We start from the raw sequence: 19380 nt of genomic DNA, 5'->3' as shown, positions 1-19380 counted from the left end.
AAATAACTTATTTTTTATCCTTCTATAACCCCCTCATTTTATGGGGGTTATTTTTTTTTGGTTTTTTTTCTGCAAAAGTGCTTTGGTATTTACATAATTGTCTTAAATTTGCTCCCGCATCCAAACAGGATGCCACGTTCATAAAATAGCACGCGAAAATAGCTCAGTTGGTAGAGCGCCACCTTGCCAAGGTGGAGGTCGCGGGTTCGAATCCCGTTTTTCGCTCCATCAAATAGATGTACTGCAACGCAGTTAGGCTCGAGTGGTGGAATTGGTAGACACGTTGGACTTAAAATCCAATGGACATTAGTCCGTGCGGGTTCAAGTCCCGCCTCGAGTACTCAAACCCTTGTTAATCGTAAGATTTTCAAGGGTTTTTTGTTTTTAGTCTTTTACCCAATAAGACACCCCCTATATGAAATTTAAAACGAAGCATAACACGCATTTAAATTTCTATGCATAAATTACTGGTTTACAACACCCCCAATCCTTTTTCCAATATTTTTTCGACCATAAGGTTTAAAAAACATAAAAAGTGCTTTGGTATTTACATAATTGTATTAAATTTGCGCCCTCATCCGAATAGGATGTCACGTTCATAAACAGCATGCGAAAATAGCTCAGTTGGTAGAGCGCCACCTTGCCAAGGTGGAGGTCGCGGGTTCGAATCCCGTTTTTCGCTCCATCAAATAGATTCACTGCAATGCAGTTAGGCTCGAGTGGTGGAATTGGTAGACACGTTGGACTTAAAATCCAATGGACATTAGTCCGTGCGGGTTCAAGTCCCGCCTCGAGTACTCAAACCCTTGTTGATCTATAGATTTTCAAGGGTTTTTTGTTTTATAAGCTTTTTGTATTGCCATACATATGCCCCTGGAGAACTAACACGGACCGATGGCTACTTTGGAATAATTAATTTCCCATGTACCATTTCCTTGTAGAATTCAGATGTAGTCTATGTAAAAAACAACTCGAAAATTCAGTATATTGTAAAAAACATCTGTTTAATCTATAAGCTAACAAAAGCGCTATCTATAACAAGTAAGACCCCATTTATAAATAGGATATTTCCTAACTTTGAACATTTTTATCCCTAAAATTGAATATAAACGTACAGCTTCAAATCAAGTTTTACCTATAAGTATAGTTCAATACTAGGCAGCCTTTAGCAATCAAGAAATGAATCTAGCCAAAACAATAAGGTCCCAGGACTATGTTTCTAAGGAAGAAAATAGGCTCACCAAAAAACTAGACGATTACAAATACGCCCTAGACGAATCTGCCGTTGTCGCCATCACCGATGCCAACGGCATTATTATTCATGCGAACGATAATTTTTGCAGAAACTCAAAGTACAACCGCGAAGAATTAATTGGGAATACCCACAATCTCATATGTTCTGGTTACCATAGTAAAGAGTTTTTCAAGGAATTATGGGCTACTATCTCCAAGGGAAAAATTTGGAAAGGAGAGATAAAAAACAAAGCCAAAGACGGAAGTTTTTATTGGACAGACACCACCATTGTTCCGTTCCTGAACGAGTCGGGCATACCGTATAAGTATGTTTCCATCCGTTCGGACATAACCGCAAGAAAACAACAGGAGGAAAAACTGCAACAATATTCCACGATCCTGGAATATCAAAATACCCAATTAACGGACTTCTGCAATATAGTGTCCCATAATTTAAGGGGACCTATGATCAATATCGCTATGTTGGTCGATTATATCGAAGAAAGCGAAGATATTGCAATACAGAAAGAAGCGCAGTCCAAAATAAAGCCGGTCGTAAACCATTTGTTAGAACTGATAGACGAATTAGTGACCTCGGTTCAAATAAAGCACGATACCAAAATAAAAGCGGCCCCCATAAAGCTAAGGGACTGTTTAAACGAAGTTCTATTAGAATACGAAACTCAGTTAACCACCTACAACATCGACCTTATCACAAATATAAAGGAAGACGATATTGTCATTTTCCCCCATAAATACATGATCAGCGTGCTTTGTAATTTACTCAGCAATGCTATTAAATACAGATCCAAGGAGCGCCAAGCAATCATCGAAATAAGCTTTACTAAAACAAAGGACAAATCCATAATCGCAGTAAGGGACAATGGTATGGGAATAGATCTGAACCGATATAACGACAAGATATTTAAAATAAGTAAAACTTTCCATAAAAATCCGGATGGCAAAGGATTTGGTCTTTATATGATAAAAAACCAAATAGAAGCTATGGAAGGAAAAATATGGGTAGAAAGCGAAGTAGATAAAGGATCTTCCTTCTTTGTAGAACTTTCTAACCAATAAAAATAATAGCAAATGAACTTTTCCATTATAGATGATGATGAGCTGTATATCTTCCTTATAAAAAAGACCCTTACGAAAGTAGCTCCTATCCAATTCACCAACGTTTTTGGAAACGGATTGGACGCTATTAACTTTATAAAGGAGAACAGGGAAAACCAAGATTTGTTGCCCGATGTATTATTGCTAGACCTTAATATGCCTATTATGGATGGTTGGGAATTTTTAGAGGCCTATACCAAACTTAAACCCACTATTTGCAAACCTATCGCCATTTATATTTGTTCTTCCTCCATTTCTCCAGACGATGTTATTGCCGCCGAGAACCATATAGAAGTAACCGATTATATTGTTAAACCACTGTCCAAAGAAAAAATAAACCAACTCTTAAAAGGTTTCAATCTCCCTGATCTTCTATAAAATAGGTGGCACTAAAAAGATATTGTTTCTCCAGCGCAATGCATGATAGGGCCTTTTCTATCGGTTAGGTGCCCATCAATCCATTCCAATCACTTTTTTAAATTCAAGCATATTCTTTTGGGCGTTCCCTCCTACGTCGGTCGGGGCCTTCGCTATATCCCTTGCTCCGCTACGGGGATGCCGCTGCGGTCCCTAACGCAAAATACCCCCATAATACCATGTGCCAACTCAAATAACCCTACAAACTCTGGCTGTCCCTACAAGAAAGAAAAAGATCATATTTTCTTACCGTAGCTAAAATGAACCAACAGTTCATCCTGCCTATAAGGACCCTGAACTTTTTCTTTCATTTATTTTTAGTTTTTGATGTTTCATTGGGAAAACAAGGTTTTTTGGATTTTCTTACACTATGTCGATTATATAAACAGATGGCAGTATTAGTATGTGGAGCCACAGATAATTACCGAAATTCATACTACTAAAACCATTAAATATGAAAAAATATACTTTATTATTTTTAGCATCCATGCTCGTATTTATTTCTGGTTGCAGCAAAGATGAGTTCCCACCCCTTGACCCTGCTAAATCTAGGGTATACACCTTAAGTCCGGTGGCTAATTCAAAAATTTCTGGAACTGTAACCTTGACCAAAAACGACGATGGATTTACGACGGTATTTATAGAATTAAGCGGTTCCTCAACAGACGTCCATCCAGTTATCATTCATATTGAAAAAACGGACACCAATGAAGCAATGACCATAACCCTTGAGCCTATAGATTGTGATTGTGAAAGCGGAACCTCCATAGTCGTAGCAACGGACGACGGTAAACCCATCACTTTTGATGAACTGGTAAAATTATATGGCTATATCACCATCCATCAAAACAAAGATCATATGGAAGTTATTATTTTACAAGGAAACATTGGAAAGAAGGCCAATTAAAACAAATTCAGTTCCAAAAAAACTACAAACCTCGACCCATAAAGTCGGGGTTTTTATATTTAGTACTAGACAGCTTTTCGATTGCCTGACTATTTCTATGAATCCCAACTTGTAAAACCGAATAGGTTTATCTACTCCTAAAATCTTACCCTCCTCTACCAAATATCATCATCTATTTTACTATCTTTCTGAGTTGATCTAAGGACTTATGAAAAAAAGTATTGCCTATACCGTTCTTATCTTGCTAACCGGAATCGGTTTGGTTTTAACTATTTGTCATTACCAGGTAGAAATTTCCACAGTAGACAAAACCTATTGGAACATTCACGAAATACCAAATAACAACGTGGGTTTAGTTTTGGGCACCTCCCACAAATTGATAGGCGGAAAATCTAATCCTTATTACACCAATAGAATTCAAGCTACCATAAATTTATTCAAAGCCGGAAAAATCGATTTTATATTGGTCAGCGGGGATAATAGTAGTCGCTATTACAACGAACCAATCATCTTTAAAAGAGACCTGATAAAGGGTGGTATTCCAGCAAATAAGATCTTTTTGGATTATGCCGGTTTTAGAACCTTAGATTCCATCGTTCGGGCCAAAGCTATTTTTGGATTAGACCAATTAACCGTAATATCACAAGAGTTCCATAACGAACGGGCCATTTACCTAGCCAAAAAGAAAGGGATCGATGTTATTGGATTCAATGCTAGGGATATTGCCGGAAAATCAGGTCAAAAAGTCCGTTTACGCGAGTATTTTGCCAGGGTCAAGCTGTTTGTAGACTTGGCCCTAAATACACAGCCTAAATTTTTTGGAGAAAAAATCGATATTAAATAACCTCTTCGGTTAAAATAATCCCAATAAATAGTATTTTAGATTTTCTAAACCTATCAAGCTGTCGACTCTTAGGAATCTAATTAAAAATTTGGGGCCAGGCCTTCTTTTTGCAAGCATGGCCATAGGAACATCTCATTTGGTATTGTCTACCAAAGCGGGCGCCCAATATGGGTGGGTCATGATTTTCCCTATTCTTTTGGCCAATATTTTTAAATATCCGTTTTTTGAATTCGGCATTCGGTATACCAATATTACCGATAAGACCCTAATAGAAGGCTACCTAAATCGCGGAAAGTCCTATTTAATATTTTATGCCCTTATCACCTTGGTAAATACTTTTACCATACTTGCAGCCCTATATGTTGTTACCGCCGGATTATTTATCAACCTTATACAACTACCAGAGCTATCCTTCGATATGGTAGCAATTGGACTCTTTGTTTTTATTAGTTTATTACTAATTGTAGGGCGTTATAGCTTTCTAGAAATTTCATTAAAATACGTTGTCAGTATATTGTTCGTAGCCTTATTGGTCACTACAGTTTTGGTTATAGCTAATGGGAAGGTTAGCGAGGTGCCCAATTTTAAGGCACCTAAGATTTTTGATGAAGTGGGGATCCTCTTTTTAATAGGATTAATGGGATGGATGCCCACCACGGTAGAGGCTTCGAGCTGGATAAGTCTATGGAGTGTAGAAAAGTTTAACAGTACAAAGACAAAACCCTCGTTTAAGGAGGCGCTCCATGAATTTAAATTCGGATATTATACAACAGCCCTACTTGCCGTATTCTTCTTAATTATTGGATGGCTTACCCTCTATGGTACCCAGACCGAATTAAGTGGAAATGCCGTGATTTTTGCAGACCAAATAGTACAGATATTTACAGCCAATATAGGTCTTTGGTCCTACTTCCTTATTGCCATCGCTGCCTTTGCTACCATGTTCAGTACCTGTATGACCGCCCATGATGCCATTGCTAGGGTCAGCATTGACACCCTTAAACTGTTGTTTCCTAAAAGTATTAAACCAACAAAAAACCTTTTTTCTTTTGCTATATTGCTATTAGCCATTATTAATTTCTCGGTCATCCACTATTTCGCGGCCAATATGGGACAACTGATTGCCTTAGCTACTTTTGTTTCCTTTGTTATGGCACCCATTATTGGATATATGAATCTTAAAAATGTTATGAGTGATGAAATACCAGAAATTTATCGCCCTAACAAAAGCCTACAAATATTAAGTTATTTAGGAATCATATTTCTAAGTATTTTTTCTGTTTACTATTGTTGGATGGTTCTATGGTAGTGCTGTCTGACATCCCATTCTTAGTGATACGACCAAAATATCCGATACATCAAATTTTAAACAAGATTCATGCAATTATTCCATTAAAACTGCGTTATTCTTTATGTATTAAATAGAAAACCACCTAACGGTTTAACTTTTTTTTAACGCTCCATATTTGCATTTGGCTCATATAACCACAACCTTTGTATTTATGGATGATAAAGGATTTAGAATGAAATTGATCAATATTAGTAGAAAAACGAGAAATGAGAAGCGATTTAACCCCAAAATGGGTATTTTAAATGCAAAAGTAACCTACATTAAAAAAGTCATTCTCGGTATCCCTATCAAAACCCTTCACCGTTATCGAGAAACATATTACGGAGAAATAAAAGATTGCAAAAATTGTGTTTTAAGCAGATAAGCAAAGACATTTCTTACATAAGACACCATTAACATAAAAAAAATCCCAGCTTTAACCAAGCTGGGATTTTTTGTTTCTTTTAGTTTTTTACTAGTTCTGATAATTAAGTACCACAATCAACGACCTTTCGTTTTTATTGTGTAGTATATCGAGACAGAAAACACCATTTTTACAATTATTGGTCAGCCTTTCCTCTCCATATCCTATAACCTCCATAATATTAGATTGAGAAACCCCATTTTGTATCAGGTATTTCTTAATGGCATTCGATCTTTTTTGAGAAAGTGTAAGGTTGGCACTGTCTCCCCCTCTACTATCTGTATGCGATTCTATTCTTAGTTGAAGATGTGGAAATCTGCTGATAGCATCGACAACCTTATCCAATTCTTGGGCTATCTCGGGGGTTACATAGCTGTCGCCTTTGGCAAAATAAAACTTGTTCAATTTTATCACCGGTTGTCCTTCTTTTTGTTCCACCAAATCGTCCAAAAACTTAATCCCCATATTCAAGGACTTCTTCTGGATTTCCTCTAATTCCGGAGCCTCGTAGGTAACCGAAAAAATAGAATGTCTGTCCTTTGTAGCCTCAATAGTGACAGTATCTTCAAAAGGCACTTCTACCCTATAACGACCTTCCGAATCTGTGGTCAACTCCTTAATAACATTTCCCTGTTTATTCAGTAACCGTAACTGCGCGTTTTCAATTCCTCTATTAGAGGCTAAATTGACTACCATTCCTCTGAGTGATAAAGTTTTTAACCCTAAGTTTTCTTGGACTTTAAACCCATAAATATCATCATTGCCCTTACCTCCTTCCCTATTAGAAGAAAAATACCCCATCAATCCATTATTGTCCGACCTTTTAATAATAAATCCAAAGTCGTCTTTTGGCGAATTTATTCCCTCTCCCAAATTTATGGGAAGACTAAAACTATTGTCTTCCTGTAGGTTGGATTTGTAAATATCCATTCCCCCTAACCCATAAAATATATCTGAAGAGAAGTATAACGTATTTTCAAAGATATAGGGCGCAATTTCATTCCCAGGGGTATTGATCCTTGGCCCTAAATTAATGGGACCCGACATTATTAGGCCGTCATTGGTATATACATAGTAAATATCGGTACCGCCTAAACTGTCCTCAAAATTCGCGGCAAAAAACAGTCTACCTGTTTTAGCCTCGAAATAAGGATAATAAAAAGATGTGTTTAAATCGCGAAGTACATATTTAAAAGATCCCCTTCCATTTCCCATGCCTATAGATAAGGCATTTTTACCATTCTCACTAAATTGTAAATAATCGTCCTCTGAATTAGACAAAATATAGAATATATAATCTAATTCTTTGGAGTAATAAGGGGTGGCCTGGTGAAATTTTGATTCAGCAATCCCTTTAAATGCCTCTGGGTTTACAATATCGCCTTGGCTGTTTAAAGCAGCTTCATAAATATCCAAATACGCTTCCCCCGAGGGTTCATAAATATTTTTTCCTTTTTGAGGTCTATCACTGGAAAACAATATTTTATCTTTATAAAAGGTCGGAGAAAAATCGGCCTGGGCACTATTGCTACTTACATTAAATATTTCATAATCCGATACGTCCTTTGTGTCGGATGTAATTAATGATTCATTAAAGCCAGTATTCTCCAACAATTCTCCAGATAGGGCTGGTTTTTTCGCTTCAAAATACTTTTTCACACCTTCCAAATCCGAAGTATAAGAAAGGGATTGTAACATTCTATTAAAGTGATACTTGGACATGCTCGTATCTTTTTGGAACATATTCACATAAATCTCGGCAGACTTTTTATAATCGGAAGTTTTAAAATAGGCGTCGGCCAGGTTTAAATATTGCTTATTGGAAAGCGCTCCTTCCCGTAATTCTTTCTGATATTCCTTTATGGCATCGTTATAGGAATACTCAAAGAACAATACGTCTCCTTTCGATTGTTTCACCTGGGCAATAGTGATCGAAGTAAGCATCGTAAAAATTAAGACTATGTATTGTATCCTCATGTCATATCTGTTTTAGAAAAATCTTGGACTATCGATCTGCTTTGGTTTCCCCTTCTGGTCTTGCCTTTTCTCTTTAGTTGCAGCATTTCCTCTTCCAAAATAAAATTTTAGTATTACTTCATGTGAACCTTGACTGTACTCTGCTAAACCATTCGTGTTATAATCATAGGAATACCCTAAAAATGTCCCCTTAGATATCTGTATCCCGGCCAGACCACTAACAGCGTTGTCCCATCTATACGAAGCCCCTAGAGTTAAGAGGTCACTAATTAAAAAATTAGCCGATAGATTCGTATTCAATGGCGAACCGTTTAAATAATTCAACAAAAAAGCCGGTTTAAACTTTAGATTCTCCGACAGTTCAAACACATAGCCTCCAATAAAATTAAATTGCATTTTGTCTTCTACTATGGTTGCTACCTCATCTGCATAAATGCCATTGGTTAAAAAATTAGGCACCGATAGACCCAAATACCAATCTTCCTCATAAAGGAAAACCCCGGCTCCCAAGGTGGGATAAAATTTATTGAACTTGTCTGAGGTCACCAAGGGTTCATTAGGGTTCTCAAAGTCCCCTTTGGTATAATCGACATTTAAGAGTGATCCCCCGGCATCGATTCCGAAGGACAACTTGGTTTCTTGGGACAACATCACTTGAAAAGAATAGGCGAAATCTACATATGTTTGGGAGGTGGGTCCCAATTCATCGCTAATGATATTAAATCCTAATCCGTGTTTTTCATTGGCCAAAGGAATGTTGAGGCCAAACCTCATTGTCCTTGGTGCCCCCGGAATTCCAGACCACTGCTCTCTGTACAATCCGCTGATATCTGTCGTTTCTACCGTCCCCACATATGCGGGATTAAAACTCCCAATATTGTACATATATTGGGTGTATTGAGGCTCTTTTTGCCCCATTACCGCCAATGTCGCACTACAAAATATAATGCAAAAAATGAAAAATCTTCTATACGGTATACCCTTTGTTCTATTCCCCATAGTTTATCTTATCTTATCTTATAATTTGGAGCCAACCTTTCTTTACCTGAGTTCCCTCGCCAAGGTGTAAAATGTAAAAATATGTTCCTTTGGGCAGGTCCCCGTTTTTACCGGTTCCAGACCAAGTATTATCATATTTTTTGGTGGCAAAAACCTGGTTGCCATACCTATCGTAAATTTCTAAAGATGTGTTAGGATACGCCTGTATATCGTTAATCTTTAACACATCGTTTATACCATCATTATTTGGAGATATCTGATTAAAAACAAATCCACTTTCGTCATTAGAACGTGCTCCAACGATTATATCAACAAAAGCAATATTATTATCCTCATTGTTGTCATTTGGAAAAGTATCTACAATCCTAACCGTATTTCTAAAGGATCCTTCAATGGGAACGCTCACCCTAATTTCCAAGGTATTCATCTCATTGCCCAAAATTTCCGGTAGTTCCCATACCCCAACTATTTCATCATAGGTCCCCTTGGTGGCGGTGTGGGATACATATTCAAATCCTAAAGAGGAATCTATTAATTCGTTAATCCTTACCGCTGAAACCCTCCCTGGACTATTGTTGGTCAGGAGTATCGTAAATACTATTTCATCGCCTACTAAAGGGTTTTCCTTATCAACACTTTTTACTAGCCCCAAGTCTATATCGTCTGGTGGATTAACCATTATATCTATCGAGGATGTATTGTTGGCCGCGTTGCTATCCGCTGGCTGAGATTGGCTTATACTAGCTGTATTGGTATAATTCCCTTCAGCGATCGTTAATAAGGTTATTTCTAAACGTACCGTTTCTCCCATCTCTATGCTATCAATTTCCCATAAGCCGCTAAGCTCATTAAAGCTGCCTATAGAAGTAGAATGCGAAATATATTCCAAGCCAGCGATATCACTAATGACATCATTGATTTCAATGGTATTGATAGCAGTTTGACTTAAATTGCTTACTGCAATGGTGTATACCACTTGGTCTCCTAACCTTGGAGATTGGTTGTTGACTGTTTTTACAATCCCTAAGTCTATTATACAAGCCGAAGATATATTTGGAATACAGGGATTATCATTGGCAGGATCTAATTGATCCACAATTCCGTCATTATCAGAATCCAAAATATTGGAGTCCAGGGCATCTATGATACCATCCCCGTCTGTATCTATTGGGTTATTTACATCATCCCCAACTTCCTGGCCATCATCGATACCGTCACCATCTGAATCTGGATTGTTAGGATCTGTTCCAAGTACTATCTCAACGTCATCTATAATACCATCATTGTCTGTATCGATGGTACAATCCGAAACACTTATCGTTATGGAAACCGAAGAATTGGTACAGGGTGCCTGAGCACCATTGGTGGTATATGTAAATACGTACTCGCCATTGGCCAAGCCTTCAAAATCGACTATATTACCGGTGCCTATTTCCACTGTCGTAACAGGCCCTGAGCTAAATACCCACTCCCCGCTATCGGCATCCGATAATTGGTTATCCAAAGCCACGGTTGTAGGGCCATCGTCACTAACAATACTACATGCCGTGGTGTTAGAAGGTACCCCTGGGGAAACCTCTGGAAAAACAGCTGCTACGACCGGTATACGGGTAGAATTACAACCATCTTCGGAAGAGGCCACATAATAGGTGGTAGTTGCCGTAAGAATAGGAGTTGTAAAACTGGTGCCTGTGCCTAAAATTGGACCTCCAATAGCTGCAGCATACCAATTTAAAACACCCTCATCTACTATTGCCTCTAAAACCACTGTCCCTTCTCCACAACGTTCAGCCCCGGTAGTACTGGTTATTATTGGAGAATTATTAAAATCGAGGGTTATTTCCAAAGCTGGACTAGCGCAGCCATTAACCGCGTCATAGAAAAAACCGTAATAGGTCCCAGGAAATTCCGAATCAACAATAGAAGATCCCAAATGATTGGCTTCTTCGGTCAGATCAATAATATCGGTACTCCATGTCAGTACCGTCCCGGCTGGAGGAACGCTATTGGTATAGGCATTTAGATCTTGATTAGGAACATCACAGAAAACAGTCGCTACCTCCGTATTTAATACTGGTGCTATTGGTCCGGCAGGGCACGTTTCATCGTCCAGGATAGTACCTAAGCCTTCTCCGTCTCCTATACTCACCAAAACATTTGTCGTACTCGATAAGTTTAAGGTAAAACTTTCATCCTCTAGTTCTACGATATTATCATTGATAATGGGCACCGAAACAGTTTGGGTTTCGCCATCGTTACCGCTAAAGGTAACAGCCCCTGTTACTGATGTATAATCTTCCCCCGCAATGGCCGTACCGTCTGCAGTGTTATAGTTGACATCAAAACTACCTATAGAAGACCCTGTGAGGGTAAGGGTAAAGACTGCCTCGCTCTGATTCTCTCCTACAATAACATCATCAATGGTTATGTTGGCCGAATCATTGTCCGTAATACTAACCGTCGCAGAAGCATTTCCTATAGTTATATTTCCAATTCCCTGTACATTACTAACATTGACAAAAAATGTCTCACTAGGCTCTACAAATAGGTCATCATTAATATCAACAACTATATTTTGGCTTTCCCCATTATTGCCAACAAAACTGAGCTCTCCATTAACAGCCATATAATCAAATAATGCACCAGCTGTGGCAGTATTGTTCTGAGTCGCATAATCGACCGTAAAGCTATTGGCCACATTCCCAAAAAGTGTCACCGTTAGCACAGCAGTACCTACCCCTTCGTTCACAGTTACGGTTGTGGTATTGATGGCTATAGTGGCCTGGTCTATATCGAGGTTTAATACATCAACATCGGCTACATCCGCCCCGGAGATAGTGTTATAGTTAGCATCTGCCGAAGTAACATTTCCCGTTATTATAGTATAATTTTGGTTGCCATCAACAGTATTATCAGCGACTCCTGTCACAGTCACCGGAACTCCCATTTGCCAATCTGCAATAGGAATAACTACATTGGCGGCTACTGCTCCTTCTGCCGTGTTACTGCTACTCAAGGCTATGGTCACCGGAGCTGTGGGCTCACTAGAAAGCGTCACTAAAAAATTGGCCGTGGTTCCTGCCTCCGAGGTATTACCACTTATTGGACCTATATTTATACCTACACTATCATTATCGGTATTGGTCACTACTACATTTTGATCTGCCAAACTATCAAAACTATCATCACTATTGTCATCGTCTATACGGAGCCTTACATTATAGGTTTGGTCTCCATCGACTATATCGTCGTTCACAGGGGTTACCGTAACCGTCCTAGGAACATTCCAATTGACAGGAGAAAAAGTCAGACTTGCCGGACTCACTACCCCTTCAGTAGTATCCAAAGAAGTTGCCAATACTACAACATTAGAAGTTGGAGCCGAATTAAGGACTAGACTAAAGGTTTGAGATGCGCCACCTTCTGTCGTAGTTAAAATTAATGGTGTAATATTGATTCCAACATTATCATCATCAGCATTGGTGACCGTGACCGTCTTATCGGCAAGGGCATCAAAACTATTGTCGCTATTGGCATCGTCGACACTAATAGTAATATCATAAACCTGAGAACCGTCCGCAACGGCATCGTCCACCGCAGTAACGTTGACTGTTTGGGCGGTATCCCAGTTAGCAGTGGTAAAAGTTAAACTAGATGGGCCTACTGTTCCTTCACTAGGATCGCCCGAAACAATATCGAAGACTACATTACTCGTCGGTTGGGACGTCAACACCACCGTAAAACTACCATCGGTGCCGGCCTCGCTAGTATTAAGCGTAGTAGGCGTTACCGTAAAATCGGCACTATCGTTATCAGCATTGGTGACCGTGACCGTCTTATCGGCCAGGGCATCAAAACTATTGTCGCTATTGGCATCGTCAACGCTAATAGTAATATCATAAACCTGAGAACCGTCCGCAACGGCATCGTCCACCGCAGTAACGTTGACTGTTTGGGCAGAATTCCAGTTAGCAGTGGTAAAAGTTAAACTAGATGGACCTACTGTTCCTTCACTAGGATCGCCCGAAACAATATCGAAGACTACATTACTGGTCGGCTGAGACGTCAACACCACCGTAAAACTACCATCGGTGCCGGCCTCGCTGGTATTGAGCGTCGTAGGCGTTACCGTAAAATCGGCACTATCGTTATCAGCATTGGTAACCGTGACCGTCTTATCGGCCAGGGCATCAAAACTATTGTCGCTATTGGCATCGTCAACGCTAATGGTAATATCGTAAACTTGAGAGCCATCGGCAACGGCATCGTCCACCGCAGTAACGTTGACTGTTTGGGCAGAATTCCAGTTAGCAGTTGTAAAAGTTAAACTAGATGGACCTACTGTTCCTTCACTAGGATCGCCCGAAACAATATCGAAGACTACATTACTAGTCGGCTGGGACGTCAACACCACCGTAAAACTACCATCGGTTCCGGCCTCGCTAGTATTGAGCGTAGTGGGTGTTACCGTAAAATCGGCACTATCGTTATCAGCATTGGTAACCGTGACCGTCTTATCGGCCAGGGCATCAAAACTATTGTCGCTATTGGCATCGTCAACGCTAATGGTAATATCGTAAACTTGAGAGCCATCGGCAACGGCATCGTCCACTGCGGTAACGGTGACCGTTTGGGCGGTATTCCAGTTAGCAGTTGTAAAAGTTAAACTAGATGGACCTACTGTTCCTTCACTAGGATCGCCCGAAACAATATCGAAGACTACATTACTAGTCGGCTGGGACGTCAACACCACCGTAAAACTACCATCGGTTCCGGCCTCGCTAGTATTGAGCGTAGTGGGTGTTACCGTAAAATCGGCACTATCGTTATCAGCATTGGTGACCGTCACCGTCTTATCGGCCAGGGCATCAAAGCTATTGTCGCTATTGGCATCGTCAACGCTAATGGTAATATCATAAACTTGAGAACCGTCCGCAACGGCATCGTCCACCGCAGTAACGTTCACTGTTTGGGCGGTATTCCAGTTATCCGGTGTAAAAGTTAAACTAGATGGACTTACTGTTCCTTCACTAGGATCGCCCGAAACAATATCGAAGACTACATTACTCGTCGGCTGGGACGTCAACACCACCGTAAAACTACCATCGGTTCCGGCCTCGCTAGTATTGAGCGTAGTAGGCGTTACCGTAAAATCGGCACTATCGTTATCAGCATTGGTGACCGTGACCGTCTTATCGGCAAGGGCATCAAAACTATTGTCGCTATTGGCATCGTCGACACTAATAGTAATATCATAAACTTGAGTGCCATCGGCTATCGCATCGTCCACTGCGGTAACGCTGACCGTTTGGGCGGTATCCCAGTTAGCAGTTGTAAAAGTTAAACTAGATGGGCCTACTGTTCCTTCACTAGGATCGCCCGAAACAATATCGAAGACTACATTACTAGTCGGCTGAGACGTCAACACTACTGTAAAACTACCATCGGTGCCGGCCTCGCTAGTATTGAGCGTAGTAGGCGTTACCGTAAAATCGGCACTATCGTTATCAGTATTGGTAACCGTGACCGTCTTATCGGCAAGGGCATCAAAGCTATTGTCGCTAAGGGCATCATCAACGCTGATAGTAATATCATAAACTTGAGAACCGTCCGCAACGGCATCGTCCACCGCAGTAACGTTCACTGTTTGAGCGGTATCCCAGTTAGCAGTTGTAAAAGTTAAATTAGATGGACCTACAGTTCCTTCACTAGGATCGCCCGAAACAATATCGAAGACTACATTACTGGTCGGCTGGGACGTCAACACCACCGAAAAACTACCATCGGTTCCGGCCTCGCTAGTATTGAGCGTAGTAGGCGTTACCGTAAAATCAGCACTATCGTTATCAGCATTGGTGACCGTGACCGTCTTATCGGCAAGGGCATCAAAACTATTGTCGCTATTGGCATCGTCGACACTAATAGTAATATCATAAACCTGAGAACCGTCCGCAACGGCATCGTCCACCGCAGTAACGTTCACTGTTTGGGCAGAATTCCAGTTAGCAGTTGTAAAAGTTAAACTAGATGGGCCTACTGTTCCTTCACTAGGATCGCCCGAAACAATATCGAAGACTACATTACTAGTCGGCTGGGACGTCAACACTACTGTAAAACTACCATCGGTGCCGGCCTCGCTAGTATTGAGCGTAGTAGGCGTTACCGTAAAATCGGCACTATCGTTATCAGCATTGGTGACCGTGACCGTCTTATCGGCAAGGGCATCAAAACTATTGTCGCTATTGGCATCGTCAACGCTAATAGTAATATCATAAACTTGAGAACCGTCCGCAACGGCATCGTCCACCGCAGTAACGTTCACTGTTTGGGCAGAATTCCAGTTAGCAGTTGTAAAAGTTAAATTAGACGGGCCTACTGTTCCTTCACTAAGATCGCCCGAAACAATATCGAAGACTACATTACTAGTCGGCTGGGACGTCAACACTACTGTAAAACTACCATCGGTTCCGGCCTCGCTAGTATTGAGCGCAGAAGGTGTTACCGTAAAATCGGCACTATCGTTATCAGTATTGGTAACCGTGACCGTCTTATCGGCTAGGGCATCAAAGCTATTGTCGCTATTGGCATCGTCAACGCTAATGGTAATATCATAAACTTGAGCGCCATCGGCTATCGCATCATCCACTGCGGTAACGTTCACTGTTTGGGCAGAATTCCAGTTAGCAGTTGTAAAAGTTAAACTAGATGGGCCTACTGTTCCTTCACTAGGATCGCCCGAAACAATATCGAAGACTACATTACTCGTCGGCTGAGACGTCAACACTACTGTAAAACTACCATCGGTGCCGGCCTCGCTAGTATTGAGCGTAGTAGGCGTTACCGTAAAATCGGCACTATCGTTATCAGCATTGGTGACCGTGACCGTCTTATCGGCAAGGGCATCAAAACTATTGTCGCTATTGGCATCGTCAACGCTAATAGTAATATCATAAACTTGAGAACCGTCCGCAACGGCATCTTCCACCGCAGTAACGTTCACTGTTTGGGCAGAATTCCAGTTAGCAGTTGTAAAAGTTAAACTAGATGGACCTACTGTTCCTTCACTAGGATCGCCCGAAACAATATCGAAGACTACATTACTCGTCGGCTGGGACGTCAACACCACCGTAAAACTACCATCGGTGCCGGCCTCGCTGGTATTAAGCGTAGTAGGCGTTACCGTAAAATCGGCACTATCGTTATCAGCATTGGTAACCGTGACCGTCTTATCGGCAAGGGCATCAAAGCTATCGTCGCTATTGGCATCGTCAACGCTAATGATAATATCGTACACTTGATCGCCATCGGCTATCGCATCATCCACTGCGGTAACGTTGACCGTTTGGGCGGTATCCCAGTCAGCAGTTGTAAAAGTAAGGCTTGTCTGGTCTACTGTTCCTTCCCCCGTGTTCCCCGAAGTAATATTAAATACCACATCGCTTGTTGGCTGAGACGTCAACACCACCGTAAAACTACCATCGGTTCCGGCCTCGCTGGTATTGAGCGTAGTAGGCGTTACCGTAAAATCGGCACTATCGTTATCAGTATTGGTAACCGTGACCGTCTTATCGGCCAGGGCATCAAAGCTATCGTCGCTAAGGGCATCATCAACGCTGACGGTAACATCGTAAACTTGATCGCCATCGGCTATCGCATCGTCCACTGCGGTAACGCTGACCGTTTGGGCGGTATCCCAGTTAGCAGTTGTAAAAGTTAAACTAGATGGACCTACTGTTCCTTCACCCGTATTCCCCGAAGTAATATTAAATACCACATCGCTTGTTGGCTGAGACGTCAACACCACCGTAAAACTACCATCGGTGCCCGCCTCGCTAGTATTGAGCGCAGTGGGTGTTACCGTAAAATCGGCACTATCGTTATCAGTATTGGTAACCGTAACGGTCTTATCGGCTAGGGCATCAAAGCTATCGTCGCTAAGGGCATCATCAACGCTGACGGTAATATCGTAAACTTGATCGCCATCGGCAACGGCATCGTCCACTGCGGTAACGTTGACCGTTTGGGCGGTATCCCAGTCAGCAATTGTAAAAGTAAGGCTTGCCTGGTCTACTGTTCCTTCCCCCGTGTTCCCCGAAGTAATATTAAAGACCACATTACTAGTGGGCTGAGACGTCAACACCACCGTAAAACTACCATCGGTTCCGGCTTCGCTAGTATTGAGCGCAGTAGGCGTTACCGTAAAATCGGCACTATCGTTATCAGCATTGGTGACCGTGACCGTCTTATCGGCAAGGGCATCAAAGCTATCGTCGCTATTGGCATCGTCAACGCTAATGGTAATATCGTACACTTGATCGCCATCGGCTACTGCATCGTCCACCGCGGTAACGGTGACTGTTTGGGCGATATCCCAGTCAGCAATTGTAAAAGTAAGGCTTGTCTGGTCTACTGTTCCTTCCCCCGTGTTCCCCGAAGTTATAGTAAAGACTACATCGCTTGTTGGCTGGGCCGTTAGGACTACCGTAAAACTACCATCGGTGCCAGCTTCGCTTGTATTGAGCGTAGTAGGTGTTACCGTAAAATCGGCACTATCGTTATCAGCATTGGTAACCGTGACCGTCTTATCGGCAAGGGCATCGAAGCTATCGTCGCTATTGGCATCGTCAACGCTAATGGTAATATCGTACACTTGATCGCCATCGGCTACTGCATCGTCCACCGCGGTAACGGTGACTGTTTGGGCGGTATCCCAGTCAGCAATTGTAAAAGTAAGGCTTGCCTGGTCTACTGTTCCTTCCCCCGTGTTCCCTGAAGTAATATTAAAGACCACATCGCTTGTTGGCTGGGCCGTCAACACCACCGTAAAACTACCATCGGTTCCGGCCTCGCTAGTATTGAGCGCAGTAGGCGTTACCGTAAATTCGGCCGTATCGTTATCAGTATTGGTGACCGTGACCGTCTTATCGGCAAGGGCATCAAAGCTATCGTCGCTATTGGCATCGTCAACGCTAATGGTAACATCGTAAACTTGATCACCATCGGCTATCGCATCGTCCACCGCAGTAATGTTGACCGTTTGGGCGGTATCCCAATCCAATGTTGTAAAAGTAAGGCTTGCCTGGTCTACAGTTCCTTCACTAGGATCGCCCGAAACAATATCGAAGACTACATTACTAGTAGGCTGGGCCGTCAACACCACCGTAAAACTACCATCGGTGCCAGCTTCGCTAGTATTGAGCGCAGTAGGCGTTACCGTAAATTCGGCCGTATCGTTATCAGTATTGGTGACCGTGACCGTCTTATCGGCAAGGGCATCAAAGCTATCGTCGCTATTGGCATCGTCAACGCTAATGGTAATATCGTACACTTGATCGCCATCGGCTATCGCATCGTCCACCGCAGTAACGTTTACCGTTTGGGCGGTATCCCAGTCAGCAGTTGTAAAAGTAAGGTTTGCCTGGTCTACTGTTCCTTCACCCGTATTCCCCGAAGTAATATTAAAGACTACATCGCTTGTTGGTTGGGCCGTCAACACTACCGTAAAACTATTATTGGTGCCTGCTTCACTAGTAGCAAGCGAGGTGGGCGTTACCGTAAAATCGGCCGTATCATCATTGGTAATTGTCCCTATTCCCTGCCCATCAGTGATGGTAGCATTGACAGGTAGAGAAAGATTAACGAAAAAATCTTCGTTTGGTTCAACAGAAAAATCACCATTCACTTGGACAGTAACCGTAGTATTAGGACTACCCAATGGAATAGTACCAATGCCCATGGATGATTGATAGTCTCCGTTAGCTAGAGTAGCCGTATTGTCGGCGGTAGCATAGTTGAAGGTAATTTCATTGGTAGCATTCCCGCCACCATCGACGCTTACGGTAAACATAAAGGCAGTAGTACCAGAATTACCTTCTGCGAGAGTTAGGTCGTTAATACTAATTTGATCTTGTCCATATCCAGAAATAGTAATGAGCATTAGCACAAATAGGAATGCCAATCTTTTTAAGACAATGGGTATCGTTAGGTTGGTGAAAATAATATTGGGGGATCTTAATTTCATATCTAGTCGTTTCAAGCTAATAAAATTCAAACCACGGCAAGGCCATAATAATCAAGGAAGTAGGGAACATCAATAATAGCAAAAAAACAAGGATTCCTCTAAAAAATCG

At 41.5% G+C, this 19380-nt stretch carries 9 protein-coding genes and 4 tRNA genes; 10 read left to right on the top strand and 3 right to left on the bottom strand.

Features of this window, described 5'->3' with window-relative positions:
- The first annotated feature begins 152 nt into the window (after positions 1–152).
- The 10 genes from HCG49_RS03400 (at position 153) to HCG49_RS03355 (ending at position 6235) form a co-directional block, all read left to right on the top strand.
- Positions 153–228: transfer RNA gene (locus HCG49_RS03400), tRNA-Gly, on the top strand.
- Between the two features lie 28 nt (positions 229–256).
- Positions 257–340, top strand: a tRNA-Leu gene (locus tag HCG49_RS03395).
- A 269-nt stretch (positions 341–609) separates the two neighbouring features.
- Positions 610–685: transfer RNA gene (locus tag HCG49_RS03390), tRNA-Gly, on the top strand.
- A gap of 28 nt (positions 686–713) precedes the next feature.
- Positions 714–797: transfer RNA gene (locus tag HCG49_RS03385), tRNA-Leu, on the top strand.
- A gap of 382 nt (positions 798–1179) precedes the next feature.
- Entirely contained in the window at positions 1180–2313 is a 1134-nt protein-coding gene (locus HCG49_RS03380) for a sensor histidine kinase (RefSeq protein WP_168468153.1), read from the top strand.
- Between the two features lie 12 nt (positions 2314–2325).
- Positions 2326–2730, top strand: coding sequence for a response regulator (locus HCG49_RS03375; RefSeq protein WP_168468152.1), 405 nt, complete (start codon positions 2326–2328; stop codon positions 2728–2730).
- Positions 2731–3223: 493 nt separating this feature from the next.
- The gene (locus HCG49_RS03370; RefSeq protein ID WP_168468151.1) at positions 3224–3676 is read left to right on the top strand and encodes a hypothetical protein; all 453 of its coding nucleotides are present in this window, start codon (positions 3224–3226) and stop codon (positions 3674–3676) included.
- Between the two features lie 208 nt (positions 3677–3884).
- Positions 3885–4520, top strand: coding sequence for a vancomycin high temperature exclusion protein (locus HCG49_RS03365; protein ID WP_168468150.1), 636 nt, complete (start codon positions 3885–3887; stop codon positions 4518–4520).
- A 115-nt stretch (positions 4521–4635) separates the two neighbouring features.
- The gene (locus HCG49_RS03360; protein ID WP_240938621.1) at positions 4636–5829 is read left to right on the top strand and encodes an NRAMP family divalent metal transporter; all 1194 of its coding nucleotides are present in this window, start codon (positions 4636–4638) and stop codon (positions 5827–5829) included.
- A 214-nt stretch (positions 5830–6043) separates the two neighbouring features.
- Positions 6044–6235, top strand: coding sequence for a hypothetical protein (locus HCG49_RS03355; RefSeq protein ID WP_072765796.1), 192 nt, complete (start codon positions 6044–6046; stop codon positions 6233–6235).
- 90 nt (positions 6236–6325) lie between these two features.
- Here the strand turns inward: HCG49_RS03355 and HCG49_RS03350 are convergent, their stop codons facing one another.
- Genes HCG49_RS03350 through HCG49_RS03340 form a run of 3 tightly spaced genes read right to left on the bottom strand, consistent with a single transcriptional unit; the run spans position 6326 to position 19271 of the window.
- On the bottom strand, positions 6326–8251 hold the full coding sequence (locus HCG49_RS03350; protein WP_168468149.1) for an OmpA family protein: 1926 nt from the start codon (positions 8249–8251) through the stop codon (positions 6326–6328).
- Between the two features lie 12 nt (positions 8252–8263).
- Positions 8264–9250, bottom strand: coding sequence for a type IX secretion system membrane protein PorP/SprF (locus tag HCG49_RS03345; protein ID WP_168468148.1), 987 nt, complete (start codon positions 9248–9250; stop codon positions 8264–8266).
- Positions 9251–9263: 13 nt separating this feature from the next.
- Positions 9264–19271, bottom strand: coding sequence for a Calx-beta domain-containing protein (locus HCG49_RS03340; RefSeq protein WP_168468147.1), 10008 nt, complete (start codon positions 19269–19271; stop codon positions 9264–9266).
- Positions 19272–19380: the final 109 nt, after the last annotated feature.

Source organism: Arenibacter sp. 6A1 (assembly GCF_012272855.1).
Classification (GTDB): Bacteria; Bacteroidota; Bacteroidia; order Flavobacteriales; family Flavobacteriaceae; genus Arenibacter.
Note: the sequence above shows the minus strand (reverse complement) of the source record. Positions and strands in the feature narration are given on the sequence as shown.